Below are 17762 nucleotides of genomic sequence, written 5' to 3'. Positions count from 1 at the left end.
ACCGAAACACGAAGTGGAAGAGCTGTTCGCCCAGAACCGTCGCCACAAGAACTAACTCCAAATAAGTATTTGATAAAAAACTGAAGTAAACCTGCCTTACATCAAATCCGCGCTTGATTATCCTTCATAAAATGCCCGCCACTTTGAGACAAAGTTTGGTATGAAACGATGGAACTCTTATGCCCGGCCGGCAACCTGCCCGCCCTGAAAACCGCAATCGACTGTGGCGCCGATGCGGTGTATATCGGCTTTAAAGATGACACCAATGCGCGTCACTTCGCGGGCCTGAACTTTACCGGTAAGAAGCTGGATAAAGCGGTGCAGTACACCCACGACCATGGCAGGAAAATACACGTTGCGCTGAACACGTTTGCTCATCCGGACGGCTTCCAGCGCTGGACAGATGCGGTAGATCGGACGGCGGCGATTGGCGTGGATGCATTGATCGTAGCCGACATTGCGCTGTTGGAATACGCCGCCACGCGCTATCCGCACCTGGAATTGCATTTGTCAGTACAGGCCTCTGCCACCAATGTTCCGGCCATCGAATTCTATCAGCGCAATTTTAAGGTCAAACGCGTCGTCCTGCCGCGGGTACTATCCATTCATCAGGTGAAGCAGCTCTCGCGTAACATCAGCGAAGAGGTCGAGCTGGAAGTATTTGCTTTTGGCAGCCTGTGCATCATGTCTGAGGGGCGCTGCTATCTCTCCTCCTACCTGACCGGTGAATCCCCCAACACCGTCGGTGCGTGTTCGCCAGCGCGCTATGTCCGCTGGCAGGAAACCAGCGACGGACTGGAATCCCGGCTCAACAATATCCTCATCGACCGCTACGGCGCCGGCGAAAACGCCGGTTATCCTACCTTGTGTAAAGGACGCTTTGATGCGGATATCTGCGGTGAAACCAAACGCTATCATGCGCTGGAAGAGCCGACCAGTCTGAACACACTCTCTTTGTTACCAGAACTGTTTGCCGCTAACGTCGCTTCCGTCAAAATTGAAGGGCGTCAACGCAGCCCGGCCTACGTCGAACAGGTCACCCGTACCTGGCGCGCCGCCATCGATCGCTTTCAGGCCGATCCGCAGGCATATCAAGTCGATAGCGCCTGGAACGCAGCACTGGCGAACGTTTCCGAAGGCACTCAAACCACACTCGGTGCCTATCATCGCAAATGGCAGTAAGGAAAAACGATGCAACATTCCATGAAATACGCCCTCGGCCCTCTGCTCTATTTCTGGCCTAAGCAGGATGTGGAGCAGTTTTACCATCAGGCTGCCAGCAGCACAGCGGACATCGTCTATCTCGGCGAATCCGTCTGCTCCAAACGACGGGAAATGAAGCCAGCCAACTGGCTGGCGCTCGCGAAAGCATTATCTGAGAGCGGGAAACAGGTCGTGTTGTCGACCATGGCTTTGCTTGAAGCGCCGAGTGAAGTCAACGTGATGAAAAAGTACATCGACAACGGTGACTTCGCCATCGAAGCCAACGACGTCTCAGCCATCCAGCTGGCGAGTGAGCAACGGGTGCCGTTCGTGGTTGGTCCGGCGGTCAATGCCTACAATGCGCAGACACTGCGACTGTTTCTTCGCCAGGGAATGATCCGCTGGTGCATGCCGGTGGAACTGTCGCGTGAATGGCTCAACCACACCCTCAGCCAATGCGAGCAATTGGGCATTCGCGGTCAGTTTGAGATTGAAGTTTTCGGCCACGGTTATCTGCCACTGGCCTACTCGGCACGCTGTTTCACCGCTCGTGCAGAAAACCGGGCCAAAGATGATTGCGAAACCTGCTGTATCCATTACCCGACTGGCATTCAGGTGCGCAGCCAGGAAGGGCAAGCGGTGTTCAATCTGAACGGTATTCAGACTCAGTCAGGCTACTGTTACAACCTGCATAATGACTTAACCTCGATGCAAGGACTGGTGGATGTGGTTCGCCTCAGTCCGCTGGGGCTCGACACCTTTACTCAACTGGATCGGTTCCAGGCAAATGAACACGGCGAACATCCCGAGCCTCTGGCTGACCGCCAGTGTAATGGCTACTGGCATCAACTGGCCGGTTTGGAAGTGCGCAATTTATAACCCTGAACGACAACAGGCTCTGTATACCAGAGCCTGTTGTGATTTACGCGTTGAGTGGTTTGAGATTGGGCAGCAGCATCTTACGCACATCTTTGTACAGCATCACCGCCACCACCAGACTCAGCGCAATGTTCGACAACGGGAACGCAATCCACACCCCGGTAATCCCGAACAACTTCGGCATGACATAAAGAAACGGCAGTTGAATCAGCATATTACCTATCATCACAAACATCGCTTTGCCTCCCCGATGAATCGCCTGATAATAAGCCGCCGCCACCACCAAAAAACCGTCCAGGAACAAGGCAAACATGTGCAGTCTCAACGCCGTGATGGTGCTGACAATCAGACTCTGATCGCTGTCGTTGAACACCGATACCACCACGCCAGGAAACAGATTCAGCAGTAATACAAACACCACGCCGCCTAACACCGCACTGCACATTGCCACGTTGAGCAATTTGCGGATATTGTCGCGGTTCCCCGCCCCGTGATTGTAGCTGACCAAGGGCTGCATCCCGTTGGCAATGCCTTCCGCCACCAGGTAGTAGACCGTCACAATGTAGCCAAGGATCGCGTATGCCCCGACCAGCGCAGCACTACCGTACTGAGTGAGTAAACTGTTGTGCAGCGCTACCATCACTGAGCCGTACGCGTACATAAAGAAGCTGGAGGTGCCGATAGTAAAAATCGACGGAATCGCCGACCAACGCAGGCGAAAATCAGCACGGGTCAGACGCAGCTTAGCTCGCGATGAGAAAAAATACGCCAGCCCAAGCGAGGTCACCAACAACTGTGCAATCCCGGTGGCCAGCGCAGCGCCGGTCAGTTCCCATTTCAGCCAGACAATGAACACGTAGTCCAGCACGATGTTCACCACCGCCCCCATCACCATCAATAAGGTGGCCAGATTGGGGCTGTCATCATTGCGCAGCAGAAACGGCATGGCGATCGATCCAAGCGTAAACACACACGCGACGATCAGAATATGCAAATACTGCAGCCCAAGCTCAAACACGCGCCCTTCCGCTCCCTGCCAGAGCAGAAAGCGATCGGAATAAGCCAATAAAATACCGGCAACCAGCGGCGTCAGCGCCACCAGCAGCATCAACCCGGTCGCGAGGATCGATTTTGCTTCATCCAGCGCTTGTTGCCCCTGCTTAATCGACGCCAGTGCCCCGGTGCCAACCCCAACCAGCATACCAATACCAAGAATAGAACCGATCACCGGCCAGGCAACATTAATCCCGGCCAGGCCGTCAGCCCCGACATAACGCCCAATGAAAATGCCGTCTACAACCTGATACAGACCGTTCACCAGCATTGCTGCCACGGTCGGAATGGTGTAGCGCCAGAACTGGCGGTAAATGGACTGATTCATAACTTTCACCACAAAAAATTAGCCAGGCTAACTAAATAGACCAGGGCCGCTTTGTCACGGCCTAAGCGTTAACGCATGGCTTTCATCAATAATTGTTCGAGTTGCCGGGCCTCTGCATGGTTCAGCCGCTCGGATACCCGTTTGGCCCAGACCGAGTAGACCTGAGCTTCATTCGAGAGGCTCTCCAGAGCCAGTGCGGTCAATACCACACGTTTAGAACGCGCGTCCGTCGGGCATGGCACCCGGGCTACCAGGCCTTTTCTTTCCAGGCGTTTGACCATATTGGTGGCGGAGGGCTTCGTGACCTCAAGTTCCGCCGCCAAATCGGTCAGACGTATCGGCTCATGCGCGGTCTGAACCACTTTCAGATAGTCGTACTCATTAAAACTCAGCTGCGCAATCGGGTCTTCCTTAGCGTATTTACGCCATATTTTTGCCGCAAAACGCTCGGTCAGCTCCAGGCTCTGTTCCAGACTCATTCCGTGTTCCAATTAGTTAGCCAAGCTAACTATTCTAGCGACGAACAGCTCAACAGGCAATAAAAAAGCCGCTCGAACGAGCGGCTGATGCGTATTGGATTTGCAACTTAAGACTGAGACGCCGCTTGTTCGGCCTTGGCCTGCTGCTCGTCGCGAACGTCATTGAAAATACGTTCCAGCTCGAGAAACGAATAGCGATGTTCGACGTATTCATAGACATTAAACGACAGTGCCAACTTGTAGAGTGAGATTGCCGATGCGTAATCCCCTTCCTGCTGATTGCGTTTGGCCATGTAAAAATACGTTTCCGTCAGTCGCTGTGCCAACAAGGTGTTGTCACGAGTTTCACTGATGATGGCGCGCAAGGCTTGCTCATCGGACACATCGCGCAGGACGACGGCCACCAATACCCAGCCCCACTCCTGATTGCGGTTTTGGTAACGAGCCTGTAAATCCTTGCGCGCTTTCTCAGCGTCAAGATCGGACTCGATGATATACAGCCACAAGGCACTGAACGGATCGGCCTGACTGACCTGATATTGCTTTTGCATATCTTCCAGCGCTAAGTCCACCCGGTCTCCGTAGTACAGTGCAATAGCGCGATTGCGCTGTGCATAAGTATTGCCAGGGTCGAGCTCCAAAGTGGAATCGAAGGCATCGTAAGCACTATCAAACTCACCGCGCTCGGTGAAGTACACCCCGAGGAGGTTAAACACATCCGGCTGGACAGGGTTTAATGCCAGTGACTGCTCAAAGTCGACCCGAGCCAAGTCGCGCAGACCAACGCTGTCGTAGTAGTTACCGCGCTCAAAAAACATTTTTGCTCGGATTTCATCACTCAGATCCGGGCGTTGCAGCAGTTGCGTCAAACGCGCAATCTGGACTTGTTGTTGAAGGTTGGGTTGTAATGCGATGGCCATGGGAGGATAAAGCCACTGGTCTTTGCTGCTATTTCCGACCGAGGCACAGCCAGAGATCACCAAAAGAAAAATGCTTAAGCTAGCGGTTTGAAACCATTTCACAAGTAGAGACTCCTGTTCGCCGATCAGAATAAGGACCGGACTTTCCGCATATAAAAAAGGGAGCAATATGCTCCCTTTATAGCATGCTTTATGCTTTGTGGGTGAAAATCCCGTAAAAGCTAAGCGAAAAACAGATGACTCAATTACTCGGCTTCTGGTGCTTCCGGCGCTGAGTTTTCTTCTGCCGCAGGTTTCTCAACCGCTTCTTTCATGCTCAGACGTACACGGCCCTGACGGTCGATTTCCAGTACTTTCACCTGAACTTCCTGACCCTCAGACAGGTAATCCGATACTTTCTCAACACGCTTGTCAGCGATTTGAGAAATGTGTACCAGGCCATCTTTACCCGGCAGTACAGTAACGAATGCACCGAAGTCAGCCAGACGCGCGACTTTACCTGTATAGATACGGCCCACTTCCACTTCCGCAGTGATCTCTTCAATACGACGGATCGCTTCTTGAGCTGCCGCACCTTCGGTTGCAGCAATCTTGATGGTGCCATCGTCTTCGATTTCAATGGTTGTGCCCGTTTCTTCCGTCAGCTGACGGATAACCGCACCACCTTTACCGATCACGTCTTTGATCTTCTCAGAGCTGATCTTCATGGTGTGAATGCGTGGCGCAAACTCAGAAATATCGTCACGAGCACCTGAAATCGCTTCATCCATGACTGACAGGATGTGCTTACGTGCGCCTTGTGCCTGGTTAAGCGCAATTTGCATGATCTCTTTGGTGATGCCTTCGATCTTGATGTCCATTTGCAGTGCAGTGATACCGGTGCTGGTGCCTGCTACTTTAAAGTCCATGTCACCCAGATGGTCTTCATCACCCAGAATGTCAGAAAGTACAACGAAATCGTCACCTTCTTTCACCAGACCCATCGCGATACCCGCAACAGATGCCTTGATAGGCACACCTGCGTCCATCAACGCCAGAGACGTACCACAAACCGATGCCATAGACGAAGAACCGTTCGATTCAGTGATTTCAGAAACCACACGTACCGTGTATGGGAATTCATCTACAGACGGCATTACCGCAGCAATACCACGCTTCGCCAGTTTACCGTGGCCGATTTCACGACGCTTAGGAGAACCAACAAAGCCTGTCTCACCCACACAGTAAGGAGGGAAGTTGTAGTGCAGTAGGAAGTGATCTTTACGTTCACCCGTTAGCTCATCGATGATTTGAGCATCACGCTGAGTGCCCAGAGTCGCCGTCACGATTGCCTGAGTTTCACCACGCGTGAACAGCGCAGAGCCGTGTGTACGAGGAAGAACGCCAGTGCGTACGTCTAGCGCACGAACCATGTCTTTCTCACGACCGTCAATACGCGGGTTACCAGCGATGATGCTGCGACGTACTACAGTCTTTTCCAGGTCATGGAAAATAGTGTGGATTTCTTTGGTGTTTGCTTCAGGGTCTTCAGCAAGCAGTACCTCATTTACTTCCGCAGCAATTGCATGAATGCGGTCGTAGCGAGCCATCTTCTCTGTGATTTGGTAAGCTTCAACCAGCTTCGCTTCTGCCAGCTCAGCAATCTTGTTGGTCAGCGTTGTGTTCTCTTCAGGTGCAACCCAATCCCACGCTGGTGTCGCCACTTCTGCTTTGAACTCGTTGATCGCGTTGATCACCACTTGTTGTTGATCGTGACCGTAAACAACCGCTGCCAGCATTTCTTCTTCAGTCAGGTTATCCGCTTCAGACTCAACCATCAGTACTGCAGATTCGGTACCTGCAACCACCAAGTCAAGTTTAGACGCGTCCAACTCAGTGTTGCTTGGGTTCAGAACCAACTGACCATCGATATGACCTACGCGCGCGGCACCGATTGGGCCGTTGAACGGGATACCAGAAATAGCCAGAGCCGCAGAAGTACCGATCATGGTGACGATGTCTGGCTGAACGTCAGGGTTTACTGACATTACAGTCGCTATAACCTGAACTTCGTTTTTGAACGCGTCTGGGAATAGCGGACGGATTGGACGGTCAATCAGACGAGCTGTCAATGTTTCGCCTTCAGAAGGACGACCTTCACGCTTGAAGAAACCGCCTGGGATTTTACCTGCCGCGTAAGTACGCTCTTGGTAGTTTACAGTCAGTGGGAAGAAGTCTTGACCTTCCACAGCTTCTTTTTTACCAACAACAGAAACGAAAACTGCGGTGTCATCCATAGTGACCATAACCGCAGCTGTAGCTTGACGTGCAATCACGCCCGTTTCCAGAGTCACCGTGTGGTTGCCGTACTGGAACGTTTTAACAACTGGTTTTTCGAACATTATTATTCCTTGCTCTAAGCTGTGCTTAGATTGAATGTGTTTAGGCTCAGAGCATTACGAATCGCGACTAGTAAAAGCCGTCTAGCGGGCTCGAGGCAGCTTTTAATAGTCGCGACCTTTTGGTCGACGAGGTTGACTGTAATGCCTGAGTATGTAAGAGAAAATCCAACGTTTGGATTTTGCCGTGCGTAGTATAACGGGATAAATGCGGTTTGGCTAAATTTAGCCAACAAAAAAGGGGCTGACGCCCCTTTTTCGTACAAACTGTGCTATGCAGCCACTGATTAGCGACGTAGGCCTAGACGTTTGATTAGGTCTTGGTAACGTCCTAGATCTTTACCTTTCAGGTAATCTAGTAGTTTACGACGACGAGAAACCATGCGTAGCAGACCACGACGGCTATGGTGATCGCCTTTGTGCGCTTTGAAGTGACCTTGTAGGTGGTTAATAGAAGCAGTCAGTAGTGCTACTTGTACTTCTGGTGAACCAGTGTCGCCTTCGCCTTGTGCGTATTCTGCAACGATTGCTGCTTTAGTTTCTGCATTCAGAGACATAATTCTCTCCTAAAGAGTTAAGTTTATATTTGTGTCAGCCAATCTCTGATTCAGCCGACACGAGGAGCGCGAATTATAGGGGAATCGATATCGCTTAGCAACCGGTTTTCCACCCACCCGACAGATTGCGTATTGGCAGTGATCCGATTCATGGTACACTTTGTTTCAATCCTGTTTTTTCAATTTCATATCAAGAGAACCAGCATGAAAATCGGCATCATCGGCGCGATGGAACAAGAAGTCGCGATTCTAAAAGACGCAATCAGTAACCGCCAGGAAATGAGCAAAGCGGGCTGCACCTTTTATTCTGGCCAGTTGAACGGCGTCGAAGTGGTCGTACTGCAGTCGGGCATCGGCAAAGTCGCGGCCGCCGTCGGTACCACCATTTTATTGGACCAGTTCCAACCGGATGTCGTGATCAATACAGGTTCCGCCGGCGGATTCGACTCAAGCCTGAATCTGGGTGATGTGGTCATTTCAAGCGAAGTGCGTCACCACGATGCCGACGTGACCGCTTTTGGCTATGAAATGGGTCAAATGGCAGGCCAGCCTGCGGCTTTCCAGGCCGATGCTCAATTGATGAACATCGCGGAACGTGCGCTGGAGCAAATGGAAGACAAACACGCGGTACGCGGTCTGATTTGTACGGGCGATGCTTTCGTTTGCACCGCGCAGCGCCAGGCTTTCATTCGCCAACATTTTCCGACAGTGATCGCCGTTGAAATGGAAGCGTCAGCCATTGCTCAGACCTGTCACCAGTTTGGCGTCCCGTTTGTGGTTGTGCGTGCCATTTCTGACGTGGCAGACAAAGAGTCGCCAATGAGTTTTGAAGAGTTCTTGCCGCTGGCGGCGAAAAGCTCCTCAGCCATGGTGATCAAGATGGTGGAGCTGCTGAAGTAATTCACCATCTAAATCATGGAAGATTTATTCAACTCGCTATACAGCAACGGCGCGCTCCTGGTGATGTGGGGCGCACTGTTGTGTCATTATCTACTGCCAATCCCCCGCGATGCCCATCCGGCTAACTTGTGGCGCCGTTTTGCTCAGTTGCTGGCCGACAAAGTCAATACACCGCACAGCCACACACAAAGCGTGATCTCGGGCTCACTCGCTCTGCTACTCATGTTGCTGCCAACCTGGCTGGTACTGTGGGCATTAAAACCGTTAGTCTGGCAACCTCAGTTGTATGAGTTGGCGCTGCTGATACTGGCATTGGACTGGCGCAGCTATGACAAACTCACCCACGAACTGTTACCTGCCCTGGCCAAAGACGAAAAAGCCCAGGCACGCTCCACTTTACAACCGTTCCTCAACCGCGAAACCCGTACCTTGTCCGCCCTTGGGTTGGGTAAAGCTGGGGCTGAAACTCTGATCCTCGGCTATGGCCGCAATGTGGTCGGTGTGCTGTTCTGGTACGCACTCGGCGGCGGAGCGGGTGCTCTGCTGTACCGCCTGGCGGTAGAACTGGCACGCGCCTGGTCTCCGTCCCGCGCAACCTTTTCGCCGTTTGGCTTACCCGCAATTCGCCTGGTGGCCGTGCTCGATTTTGTCCCATTGCGCCTGCTGGCACTGCTCGTCGTGCCGGGACAACGCGGTCTGTCGACCTTCCAAACCATGCGCGCTCAAAGTGTCAGTTGGCCGCTACCCGGACCGGGCTGGCTGTTGACATCACTCGGTTCAAAGCTGGAGCTGGCGCTTGGCGGACCGGCCATCTACGATGGACGTAAAGCGGTACGGGCCAAAATTGGTGGCCGAATCGCGCCCGCGGCCATTCACCTCGCCCAATTGCAGAAATTTATTGCCTGGCGCATTCTGATCTGGATCGTGACCGAAAGTGTGATCCTGGCCATTATCTATCAGGGATTCTAAATGCACAAACTGCTGGCGCTGAGCGCCCTTTTACTGTTGTCGACTTCGCTGGCGGCCAAACCAGCACAGCGTGTGATCGCACTCGCTCCACACGCAACGGAGCTGGCCTGCGCAGCCGGATTGTGTGACCAACTGATCGCCGTCAGTGCGCACAGCGATTACCCAGCGCAGGTCGCCAGACTCGAACATGTCTCCAATTACCAGGGGATAAAAATCGAGCGCATCATCGCGCTCAAACCCGATTTGATCATCGCCTGGCCTGCCGGCAACCCACAGCGCGAACTCGACAAGCTCAAGCAATTTGGTTTACGCATCTATTATTCACAGACCCATACACTGGAAGACATCGCCCGCAACATTGAGCAGCTGAGCGAGTTCAGCGAAGACCCTCAAGTGGGTAAAACCGCCGCCACTCACTTTCGCCAGCAGCTTGCGGAATTAAAACAGCGTTATCAGACGGCAACGCCTGTACGTTACTTCTATCAGTTGAGTGAAAAGCCAATCATCACATTGGCTCAGGGCAGCTGGCCAAGCGAAGTGTTTCGCTTTTGTGGCGGAGAGAACGTCTTTGAACGCAGCGCAACCCCCTACCCTCAGGTCGGGCTGGAACAGGTGATCGTCGCCAAGCCCGAGGTCATTTTTACCTCTGAGCACGCGATTGAAAACGGGAACATGTGGCAAGAGTGGGCGGCGCAGTTGCCCGCTGTCCAGAATCAACACATCTGGGCACTGAACGTCGACTGGCTCAACCGCCCCACACCACGAACCCTCAATGCGATCCGACAAGTGTGTGATCGATTCGACTCTGTCAGACAAAAGCGCTAACGGGAGTCAGGCGGAATGCGTAGAATGCCAGCCCTATTTTCTGTTCCTTCTATCAATAGCAATGGTGAGTAACATGGATTCCATGCTGCTTTATTTCACCGATCTGTTCGGTACCGCGGTATTCGCAATTTCTGGTGTTCTGCTTGCCGGGCGGCTGAAAATGGATCCGTTTGGCGTGGCGGTGTTGGGCAGTGTGACCGCCATTGGCGGTGGCACCATCCGCGACATGGCGCTCGGAGCGACGCCAGTCTTTTGGATCAAAGACACCAACTATTTGTGGGTGATTCTGATCACCTGCTTACTGACCATGTTAATCGTCCGCCGTCCTAAACGGCTGCCCTGGTGGATTTTACCCGTGTGCGATGCCATTGGTCTGGCGGTGTTTGTGGGTATCGGGGTCGAAAAAACCATGGCCTATCAGGATTCGGCTCTGGTTGGCATCATCATGGGCGTGATCACGGGCTGTGGTGGGGGCATTATCCGTGATGTACTGGCACGCGAAGTGCCGATGGTGCTGCGCAGTGAGGTGTATGCGACAGCCTGTATTATCGGGGGCATTTTCCACACTACCGCGCTGGCGATGGGCTATGACAGCAACACCGCCTTCATGTCCGGTGTGCTGTCAACTCTGCTGATTCGACTTGGCGCCATCCGTTGGCACTTGTCACTGCCAACCTTTGCCCTCAATCGCTGACGCCTTTAAGGCAATAAAAAAGGTCGCCTGAGCGACCTTTTTTATTGCCTTGAACGTGGATCAGTTCTGCACGCGACGTAAGACCGCTTTTAGCGCGTCAAAGTCGTTATCAAGATCTTCAGACAGCAGCGCCATGGCCGCGTGCTTAGCAAGCGGTGCGGGCAACTCTATGTCGGACGCGAGGATCTCATCGACCACTTCTTTGAATTTGGCGGGGTGCGCGGTACACAGGAACAGACCCGTTTCACCCGCTTGCAGTTGCTCGTCCAACACACGGTAGGCAATCGCACCGTGTGGCTCACATAAGTAGCCTTGCTCAAACAGCGTTTTCACCGACTCTGCACTCTGTGCATCAGATACTGCGCCTTTACCCAGCGTTTCCAGGCCCCACTCTTTCACCCGACACAACTCTTCAATACGCGGCCAGTTGTTTGGCTGGCTGACGTCCATCGCATTAGAGGTTGTCGCCACGGTCGGCTTCGGATCCCACTGACCGGTTTGCAGATAGCGTGGCACGGTATCGTTCGCATTGGTCGCTGCTATGAAACGTTTGATCGGCAAACCCAACGCTTTGGCTAGCAAACCGGCCGTCAGGTTGCCAAAGTTACCGCTAGGTACCGACACCACCAGATTCTCACGTTCAGCTTTGCTCATCTGCGCCGCCGCTTCAAAATAGTAACAAATCTGTGCCATCAAACGGCTGATGTTGATCGAGTTAGCGGAGTTCAGACCGATTTCTTCACGCAGCTCTGCATCGTCAAACGCTTGCTTCACCAGAGCCTGGCAAGCATCGAAATCGCCGTCAATCGCGACGGTGTGGATGTTTTTCCCCAGCGTACAGAACAGTTTCTCCTGCAGCGGGCTGATTTTACCTTTCGGATACAGAATCACCACATTGATGTCTTCCATACCGTAAAATGCGTGCGCCACCGCAGCACCGGTGTCACCTGACGTCGCCGTCAGGATGGTGATCTTACCCCCATTGGACACCGCCGCCAGTGACTGCGCCATGAAGCGGCCGCCGAAGTCTTTAAACGCCAGTGTCGGACCGTGGAACAGCTCTAATGCGTACACACCGTCTTTGACCGCTTTGATCGGCGCCGGAAACTGAAATGCTGCGTCGACCATGGCATTGACCTGTTCTTCACTCAGCTCATCACCGATCAACGCCGACAGAATCTTGGTGCTGCGAGTGACAAAATCGTCCGCCAGCAGCGCATCAATATCGTCAAACTGAGGCAGTTGTGACGGGAAAAATAGCCCTTGATTACGGCCTAATCCTTGGCGAACGGCTTGGCCAAAGGAGACTTGTTCATCATTTTCTTTTATGTTGTAAAGCTTCATAGCTCACTTCCTGTTACTTTTGAGCCCTGTTTGTCGAGACGACAAATATGGACGAATCCTTCTTCATTCTGTACGTAATGCTGTTCCAGCCAGCGGGCAACCCGTTCGGCGACATCTTTATCTTTGCAGATACTGAACAGGGTCGGGCCACTGCCGGAAATACCAGTCGCCAGCGCACCAGCGGATGCCGCGTATTGGCGCGCATTGGCAAAGCCTGGCAGCAGTTTCTCACGATACGGTTCCGCGATCACGTCTTTGATCATCTTCGCGGCGAGCTCAGGCTGACCGGAATGGCAGGCGTGAATGAACCCCGCCAGATGACGGCCGTGGGCGATGATATCCTGACGACGGTACTGAGACGGCAAGATCTCACGTGCCTCCGCGGTGGAAACCTTGATCCCCGGATAAGCCATCACCCAGTACCAGTCATCGAAACAGGGCACTGACTGACTGATGATCCCCAGCTCTTCCAACATCAGTTGCACACCACCCAGATAGCAAGGTGCGACGTTGTCGTAATGTACCCCGCCGGAAATCTGCCCTTCCATTTCGCCCATCAGCGCCAGCAACTCGGTCTCATTGAGCGGCTCAGAGTGAAAGCGGTTTAACGCATCCAGCGCCGCAACAATTGAGCAGGCACTCGACCCCAGCCCTGAACCGATCGGCATGTTCTTTTCCAGTGTCATAGCGACCTGTTTCAGGCTGACGCCTTTTTTATCCAGCTCACGAGCAAAGACTCGCCAGCAATCGTACACAATATTGTCTTTGGGGTTGTCCGGCAATTTCGCTACAAAGCGACCTGCGGTTTGCAGGCTGAATGCCTCTGAGCCTGCGCTGACAGCAACCCGGTCCCCGAGCAAGGTGCCATCTATCGGGGACACCGCGGCCCCCAACACATCAAATCCTACGCTGACGTTGCCGATTGAAGCCGGTGCGTAAACGACAACATCCATCTCACTACTCATTCCGTTAAACCCCTAATTTCCATCCCAACGTCCGCATTACGTCCGCAAATACCCCAGCCGCAGTGACCTCTGTACCGGCACCGTAACCTCGCAACACCAAAGGAATAGGGTTGTAGTAACGGCTATAGAAGGCCAGCGCATTTTCACCATCTTTAATTTTGAACATAGGATCGTTATCATCTACCGCCGCCATACTGACGCGACACTGGCCGTTGCTGATTTCACCGACGTAACGCAATACTTTGCCATCAACTTTGGCTTTGGCCGACAAGTCACTGAAGTACGCATCCGCGTCGGGCAGACGAGCCATGAACTCGTCCACTGAACCGGAATCATCAAAACCCGGTGGCAGCGCCTGATCGACGATCACGTCTTCCAGCTCCAGAGCCATGCCCGCTTCACGTGCCAGGATCAGCAGTTTACGCGCGACATCCATACCCGACAAATCATCGCGGGGATCCGGCTCAGTAAAACCGTTGTCTTTGGCAATTTGCGTCGCCTGACTAAGCGTCATACCTTCATCCAGCTTACCAAAAATATACGACAATGAGCCCGACAAAATGCCGCTAAAGCGTTCCAGTTCATCGCCGGCAGAAATCAGGTTTTGCAGGTTCTCAATCACAGGTAGCCCTGCTCCTACTGTCGTCTCATACATCAGCTTACGACGCGAGCTGCGTGCCACATCGCGTAACTGATGGTAGTAAGCCATGCTGGCGGTGTTGGCTTTTTTGTTGGGCGTCACCACGTGGAAACCGGCAGCAAGGAAATCTGTGTACTGGTTTGCAATCGCTTCACTTGACGTGCAGTCGACCAACACCGGGTTGATGATGTGATTACGCTGCACCAACGCAATCAGACGCGCCAGGCTGAACTCTTCTGTCGCGCTGTTCATCCGATCGCGCCAGTGCTCCAGCGGCAGCCCTTCGCTGTCGAGTAACAGCCCTTTGCTGTTGGCCAGACCACACACGCGAATGACAATGCCTTTCTCCTGCAGCTTGGCTTGTTGTCGCTCGATCTGATCCACCAGCTCGCCGCCCACGCCGCCAACGCCGACCACAAACACATCAAGGAAGTGTTTGGAGTTGAACAGGTTCTCGTGACACGCTTTGACCGCTTCCGAGATCTTATCTTCCGGGATCACGGCAGAAATGGCACGTTCCGACGATCCCTGGGCAATCGCTACGATGTTGACGTTGACTTCCGCCAGAGATGAGAAGAAACGAGAGGCAACGCCGCGAGACGTGCGCATTCCATCCCCGACCAGCGTGACAATGGATACGTTATCGATAAAGTCGACCGGCTCTAACAGGCCGTCTTTCAATTCCAGCTCAAAAGCGTCGCTGAGCGCGCGCTGCGCCAGTTGCTTATCCTGCGCTTCAATACAAAAGCTAATGCTGTATTCAGACGAAGATTGGGTGATCAGCACAATCGACACACCGGCAGAGGACATGGCGCCAAACACACGACTGGCCATGCCGACCATGCCTTTCATGCCCGGACCAGAAACGTTGACCATGGTCAGATCGTTCAAGGTGGTGATGCCTTTGATTGCCAGATTGTCTTCCCCGGTATCCTGACCGATCAGCGTGCCGGCGCCCTGTGGGTTGAAACTGTTTTTGATCAGACAGGGAATATGGAACTGAGCAATCGGGGCAATGGTTTTCGGGTGCAGTACCGACGCGCCAAAGTAGGACAATTCCATCGCTTCCTGATAGCTGAGCGATTTCAGTAAGCGCGCGTCATCCACCAAACGGGGATCACAATTATAGACGCCATCTACGTCAGTCCAGATTTCGCAGCAGTCCGCACGCAGACACGCGGCCAATACCGCCGCCGAGTAATCCGACCCGTTGCGGCCCAGCGTCACCAACTCACCTTTTTCATTTCCCGCGGTAAAACCCGGCATGATGTTAACGTGGCCTTGCGGCAAAGGCTGCTGACGGAAATTGTGAGTGGAGAGGTCGACATCCACCATGGCTTCCAGATGATCGCCACGCGCCAGCAGGTAGTTAACCGGGTCAATCAGGCTGGCTGGCTGACCTTTGGCTTCCAGTACCGCCTTCATCAGTTGAATGGAGACGCGTTCGCCTTTACTGATAATGCGCGCATTGACATTGTCCGGGCACATGCCCAGTAAACTGATGCCATGAACAAACTGGCGCAGCTGAGACAGTGAGGTTTTGACCTGATGATCAAATGCGTGGCCGTCCAACGCAGGAAGCACCTGCTTGATGTCCTGGAACAAATCGCGGAACGAATCTTCCAGCTCAGCAATCTGCAGATCCGCTTCACCGTTGCGCAGCGCGCCCTCGATGACCGCGACCAGCTTGTTGGTGGTTTTTCCTGGCGCCGACAAAACGACGGCCACTTCTTCCTGTTGTGCATTGTTTGCGATGATGTCTGCAGCACGCAGAAAACGGTCAGCATCGGCTAATGATGAACCGCCAAACTTTAATACTCGCATCCCTTCCTCTCCAAATATTGAAAAATCGGTATAAAAAAAGGCCTGTATCTGGTGGGATACAGGCCTTTTTTTGAATTTCTTTCGCTCAGCAGCCTGCCCCAACATCGGTGGTGTCGGTAATAATAATGGTGGTGGTCATTACGGTATGGCTGTTGAGAATCATGGTTGAACGTCGTTATACATTGTTTATGTGTTTGCGTGTTTTTAGTCTTACCGCATTTAAACACCCTGAGTCAACTATAAGTTGCAATCTTTTCAGCCAAACCGAGCTTTTCCATTCTTTGCACTTGATCCAAATGTTACGCATTGGCGCTCGAATAATCACCAGCCAACGCATATAGTAATAACTATTCGCTATATGATTCTGAGTAGACGTTGAAGTAATTTATGCTTTAATTAGCTTTACGCAGTGGAACTAACAAATGAAAAGCAGGGAGAGCTTTATGAACAAGTGCATCATGATCATGCTGTTGTTTTTTAGTTCTTTCGTTGCAGCGACAGAGTTACCGCCACTTCCGTCGCAACTCAATCAATCCCCGCACCGCCTGTTTATTTCGACAGAAAAAGATCCGTCCGGTTTCGACAGCTGGACAATTGATAGCGGTTATTCCTATAACCTGTTTGATAAGATCGATCTGTACGTTGGTGCCCGCATCGATAACTCCAACGACATCAGTCAAAGCGGTTTTATGAGTGGGGTCAGTTATCAGTTTAACGATCGGGTATCGGTGAAAAGCACCCTGCATTCCCATAAGTTCAAGGAAGAAACCAACAGCCAGGTGATCGATACTCAGTTGTCCGCAGAAGTCTCCAGCCGAGTCAGGCTGACAGAAAACCTCGATTTGCACGCCACCGTTGATTATCAACAGTGGCAGCAAGGGGTCGAAGTCGGATTGGGTTTCCGCTTCTGACCACCAGCTCAGACATCAAGTTTATCTTTCGACGTTAAAACTCCGTTCCAGTCGGCATAGATGTAATCCCCAGGCTGAATCATCTGATTTTGGATGGTTAACGTGACATTGATATCACCTGCACCACGTTTTTCCGTTTTGAACGGGTTGGCGCCTAACGCTTTCACGCCCAGTTCCATTTCCGCCAGCATCCCCACATCGCGCACCGCGCCATACACGATCACGCCTTCCCAGCCATTTTCGATCGCTTTGATGGCCAGTTGGTCACCCAAAAGTGCATGTTGGCAGGAGCCATGTCCGTCCACCACCAACACTTTGCCGTGCCCGTCCTGCTCAAGCATTTCTCGTACTTTCGAGTTATCGTGGTAGCAGCGAACCGTGGCAATTTCACCCCAAAAGGCGTGTCGACGCCCGTAATTTTGTAACGGTAGATGAATCAGTGTTACCTGTGATTCATATTTATCGCAGATATCGGGGGTTATGTCTTTCATTGTTTCCTCCATGACATTCTCGTATTCCTTGTACGGTGTTCACTCACAACAACGGCTTGTCAGTGCTCCTAAATGTTCCTTTTGCGTCCCCTGGCACGAGAACAACAGCAGCTCACCATCACGCACATAATAGATGGCATTCTGGGCAAATTCTCTTCCCAGAGAGAGCGCCTTGACCAGCGGCAGTGCTGCGGCGAAACTCTCCTCCGCCCAGCAAAACTGTGCGTCTCCGACCAACACCGACACGTATGAATAATGCCGAAGTCGGCGCTCTAACGCATTATTTTTTATACGGTTATATTCGTTTGACATCAGTTGGCTGCGCGGTTCCATGCGGTAATGATCGCAAACTCCCGACACGTCAACTCTCGAGAAAAACGGAAAAAAGGCTCGCGATACGCT

17 protein-coding genes and 1 other annotated feature are annotated in these 17762 nt (G+C 52.6%); of the genes, 7 read left to right on the top strand and 10 right to left on the bottom strand.

Annotated features, from left to right (window positions below):
- Window positions 1–168 precede the first annotated feature (168 nt).
- Both ubiU and CAG65_RS18475 read left to right on the top strand, forming a co-directional pair.
- Window positions 169–1182: a ubiquinone anaerobic biosynthesis protein UbiU gene (gene ubiU / locus CAG65_RS18480; RefSeq protein WP_161454583.1), complete on the top strand. Its 1014-nt coding sequence runs from the start codon at window positions 169–171 to the stop codon at window positions 1180–1182.
- Window positions 1183–1203: 21 nt separating this feature from the next.
- Entirely contained in the window at window positions 1204–2082 is an 879-nt protein-coding gene (locus CAG65_RS18475; protein ID WP_161454584.1) for a U32 family peptidase, read from the top strand.
- A gap of 43 nt (window positions 2083–2125) precedes the next feature.
- Here CAG65_RS18475 and CAG65_RS18470 read toward each other — a convergent pair whose 3' ends face one another.
- From CAG65_RS18470 to rpsO, 5 genes are all read right to left on the bottom strand, one after another.
- Window positions 2126–3463: an MATE family efflux transporter gene (locus tag CAG65_RS18470; protein ID WP_161454582.1), complete on the bottom strand. Its 1338-nt coding sequence runs from the start codon at window positions 3461–3463 to the stop codon at window positions 2126–2128.
- Window positions 3464–3531: 68 nt separating this feature from the next.
- The gene (locus CAG65_RS18465; RefSeq protein ID WP_021705660.1) at window positions 3532–3942 is read right to left on the bottom strand and encodes a MarR family winged helix-turn-helix transcriptional regulator; all 411 of its coding nucleotides are present in this window, start codon (window positions 3940–3942) and stop codon (window positions 3532–3534) included.
- Between the two features lie 107 nt (window positions 3943–4049).
- On the bottom strand, window positions 4050–4964 hold the full coding sequence (gene nlpI, locus CAG65_RS18460; RefSeq protein WP_161447746.1) for a lipoprotein NlpI: 915 nt from the start codon (window positions 4962–4964) through the stop codon (window positions 4050–4052).
- Between the two features lie 143 nt (window positions 4965–5107).
- Entirely contained in the window at window positions 5108–7243 is a 2136-nt protein-coding gene (gene pnp / locus CAG65_RS18455; protein ID WP_021705662.1) for a polyribonucleotide nucleotidyltransferase, read from the bottom strand.
- Between the two features lie 284 nt (window positions 7244–7527).
- Window positions 7528–7797, bottom strand: a complete 270-nt coding sequence (gene rpsO, locus CAG65_RS18450) for a 30S ribosomal protein S15 (RefSeq protein ID WP_021705663.1) — start codon at window positions 7795–7797, stop codon at window positions 7528–7530.
- A 204-nt stretch (window positions 7798–8001) separates the two neighbouring features.
- Here rpsO and mtnN point away from each other — a divergent pair, with 204 nt between their 5' ends.
- From mtnN to CAG65_RS18430, 4 genes are all read left to right on the top strand, one after another.
- On the top strand, window positions 8002–8697 hold the full coding sequence (mtnN, locus tag CAG65_RS18445; RefSeq protein WP_021705664.1) for a 5'-methylthioadenosine/S-adenosylhomocysteine nucleosidase: 696 nt from the start codon (window positions 8002–8004) through the stop codon (window positions 8695–8697).
- Between the two features lie 15 nt (window positions 8698–8712).
- Window positions 8713–9666: a cobalamin biosynthesis family protein gene (locus CAG65_RS18440; RefSeq protein WP_161454581.1), complete on the top strand. Its 954-nt coding sequence runs from the start codon at window positions 8713–8715 to the stop codon at window positions 9664–9666.
- Window positions 9667–10491 (top strand): vitamin B12 ABC transporter substrate-binding protein BtuF, encoded by an 825-nt coding sequence (btuF, locus tag CAG65_RS18435; RefSeq protein WP_161454580.1) that lies wholly within the window; start codon window positions 9667–9669, stop codon window positions 10489–10491.
- Between the two features lie 73 nt (window positions 10492–10564).
- Window positions 10565–11185 (top strand): TRIC cation channel family protein, encoded by a 621-nt coding sequence (locus CAG65_RS18430; protein ID WP_021705667.1) that lies wholly within the window; start codon window positions 10565–10567, stop codon window positions 11183–11185.
- A 60-nt stretch (window positions 11186–11245) separates the two neighbouring features.
- Here CAG65_RS18430 and thrC read toward each other — a convergent pair whose 3' ends face one another.
- From thrC to thrA, 3 genes are read right to left on the bottom strand one after another with little or no spacing between them, the layout of a single operon-like run.
- Window positions 11246–12529 carry a threonine synthase gene (gene thrC / locus CAG65_RS18425; protein ID WP_161454579.1) on the bottom strand — a complete coding sequence of 428 codons (1284 nt, stop codon included), beginning with the start codon at window positions 12527–12529 and terminating at the stop codon, window positions 11246–11248.
- Complete coding sequence (thrB, locus tag CAG65_RS18420; protein WP_161454578.1) at window positions 12526–13482, bottom strand: homoserine kinase; 957 nt, start codon at window positions 13480–13482, stop codon at window positions 12526–12528. Before thrB ends, thrC begins: the two co-directional genes overlap by 4 nt.
- Window positions 13483–13498: 16 nt before the next feature.
- Window positions 13499–15958 carry a bifunctional aspartate kinase/homoserine dehydrogenase I gene (thrA, locus tag CAG65_RS18415; protein WP_161454577.1) on the bottom strand — a complete coding sequence of 820 codons (2460 nt, stop codon included), beginning with the start codon at window positions 15956–15958 and terminating at the stop codon, window positions 13499–13501.
- Between the two features lie 31 nt (window positions 15959–15989).
- Window positions 15990–16108 (bottom strand) — a sequence feature (Thr leader region).
- Window positions 16109–16401: 293 nt separating this feature from the next.
- On the opposite strand from thrA, the gene CAG65_RS18410 reads away from it, so the two are divergent.
- Complete coding sequence (locus CAG65_RS18410; protein WP_021705671.1) at window positions 16402–16869, top strand: hypothetical protein; 468 nt, start codon at window positions 16402–16404, stop codon at window positions 16867–16869.
- Window positions 16870–16877: 8 nt separating this feature from the next.
- On the opposite strand, the gene CAG65_RS18405 is transcribed toward CAG65_RS18410, so the two are convergent.
- Window positions 16878–17360 (bottom strand): putative 4-hydroxy-4-methyl-2-oxoglutarate aldolase, encoded by a 483-nt coding sequence (locus tag CAG65_RS18405; RefSeq protein ID WP_021705672.1) that lies wholly within the window; start codon window positions 17358–17360, stop codon window positions 16878–16880.
- Window positions 17361–17399: 39 nt separating this feature from the next.
- The coding region (locus CAG65_RS18400) for a DUF3293 domain-containing protein (RefSeq protein ID WP_237668857.1) at window positions 17400–17762 on the bottom strand (363 nt) is incomplete at its 5' end.

This window comes from Vibrio sp. V39_P1S14PM300 (assembly GCF_009904765.1).
GTDB lineage: Bacteria > Pseudomonadota > Gammaproteobacteria > Enterobacterales > Vibrionaceae > Vibrio > Vibrio proteolyticus.
Note: the sequence above shows the minus strand (reverse complement) of the source record. Positions and strands in the feature narration are given on the sequence as shown.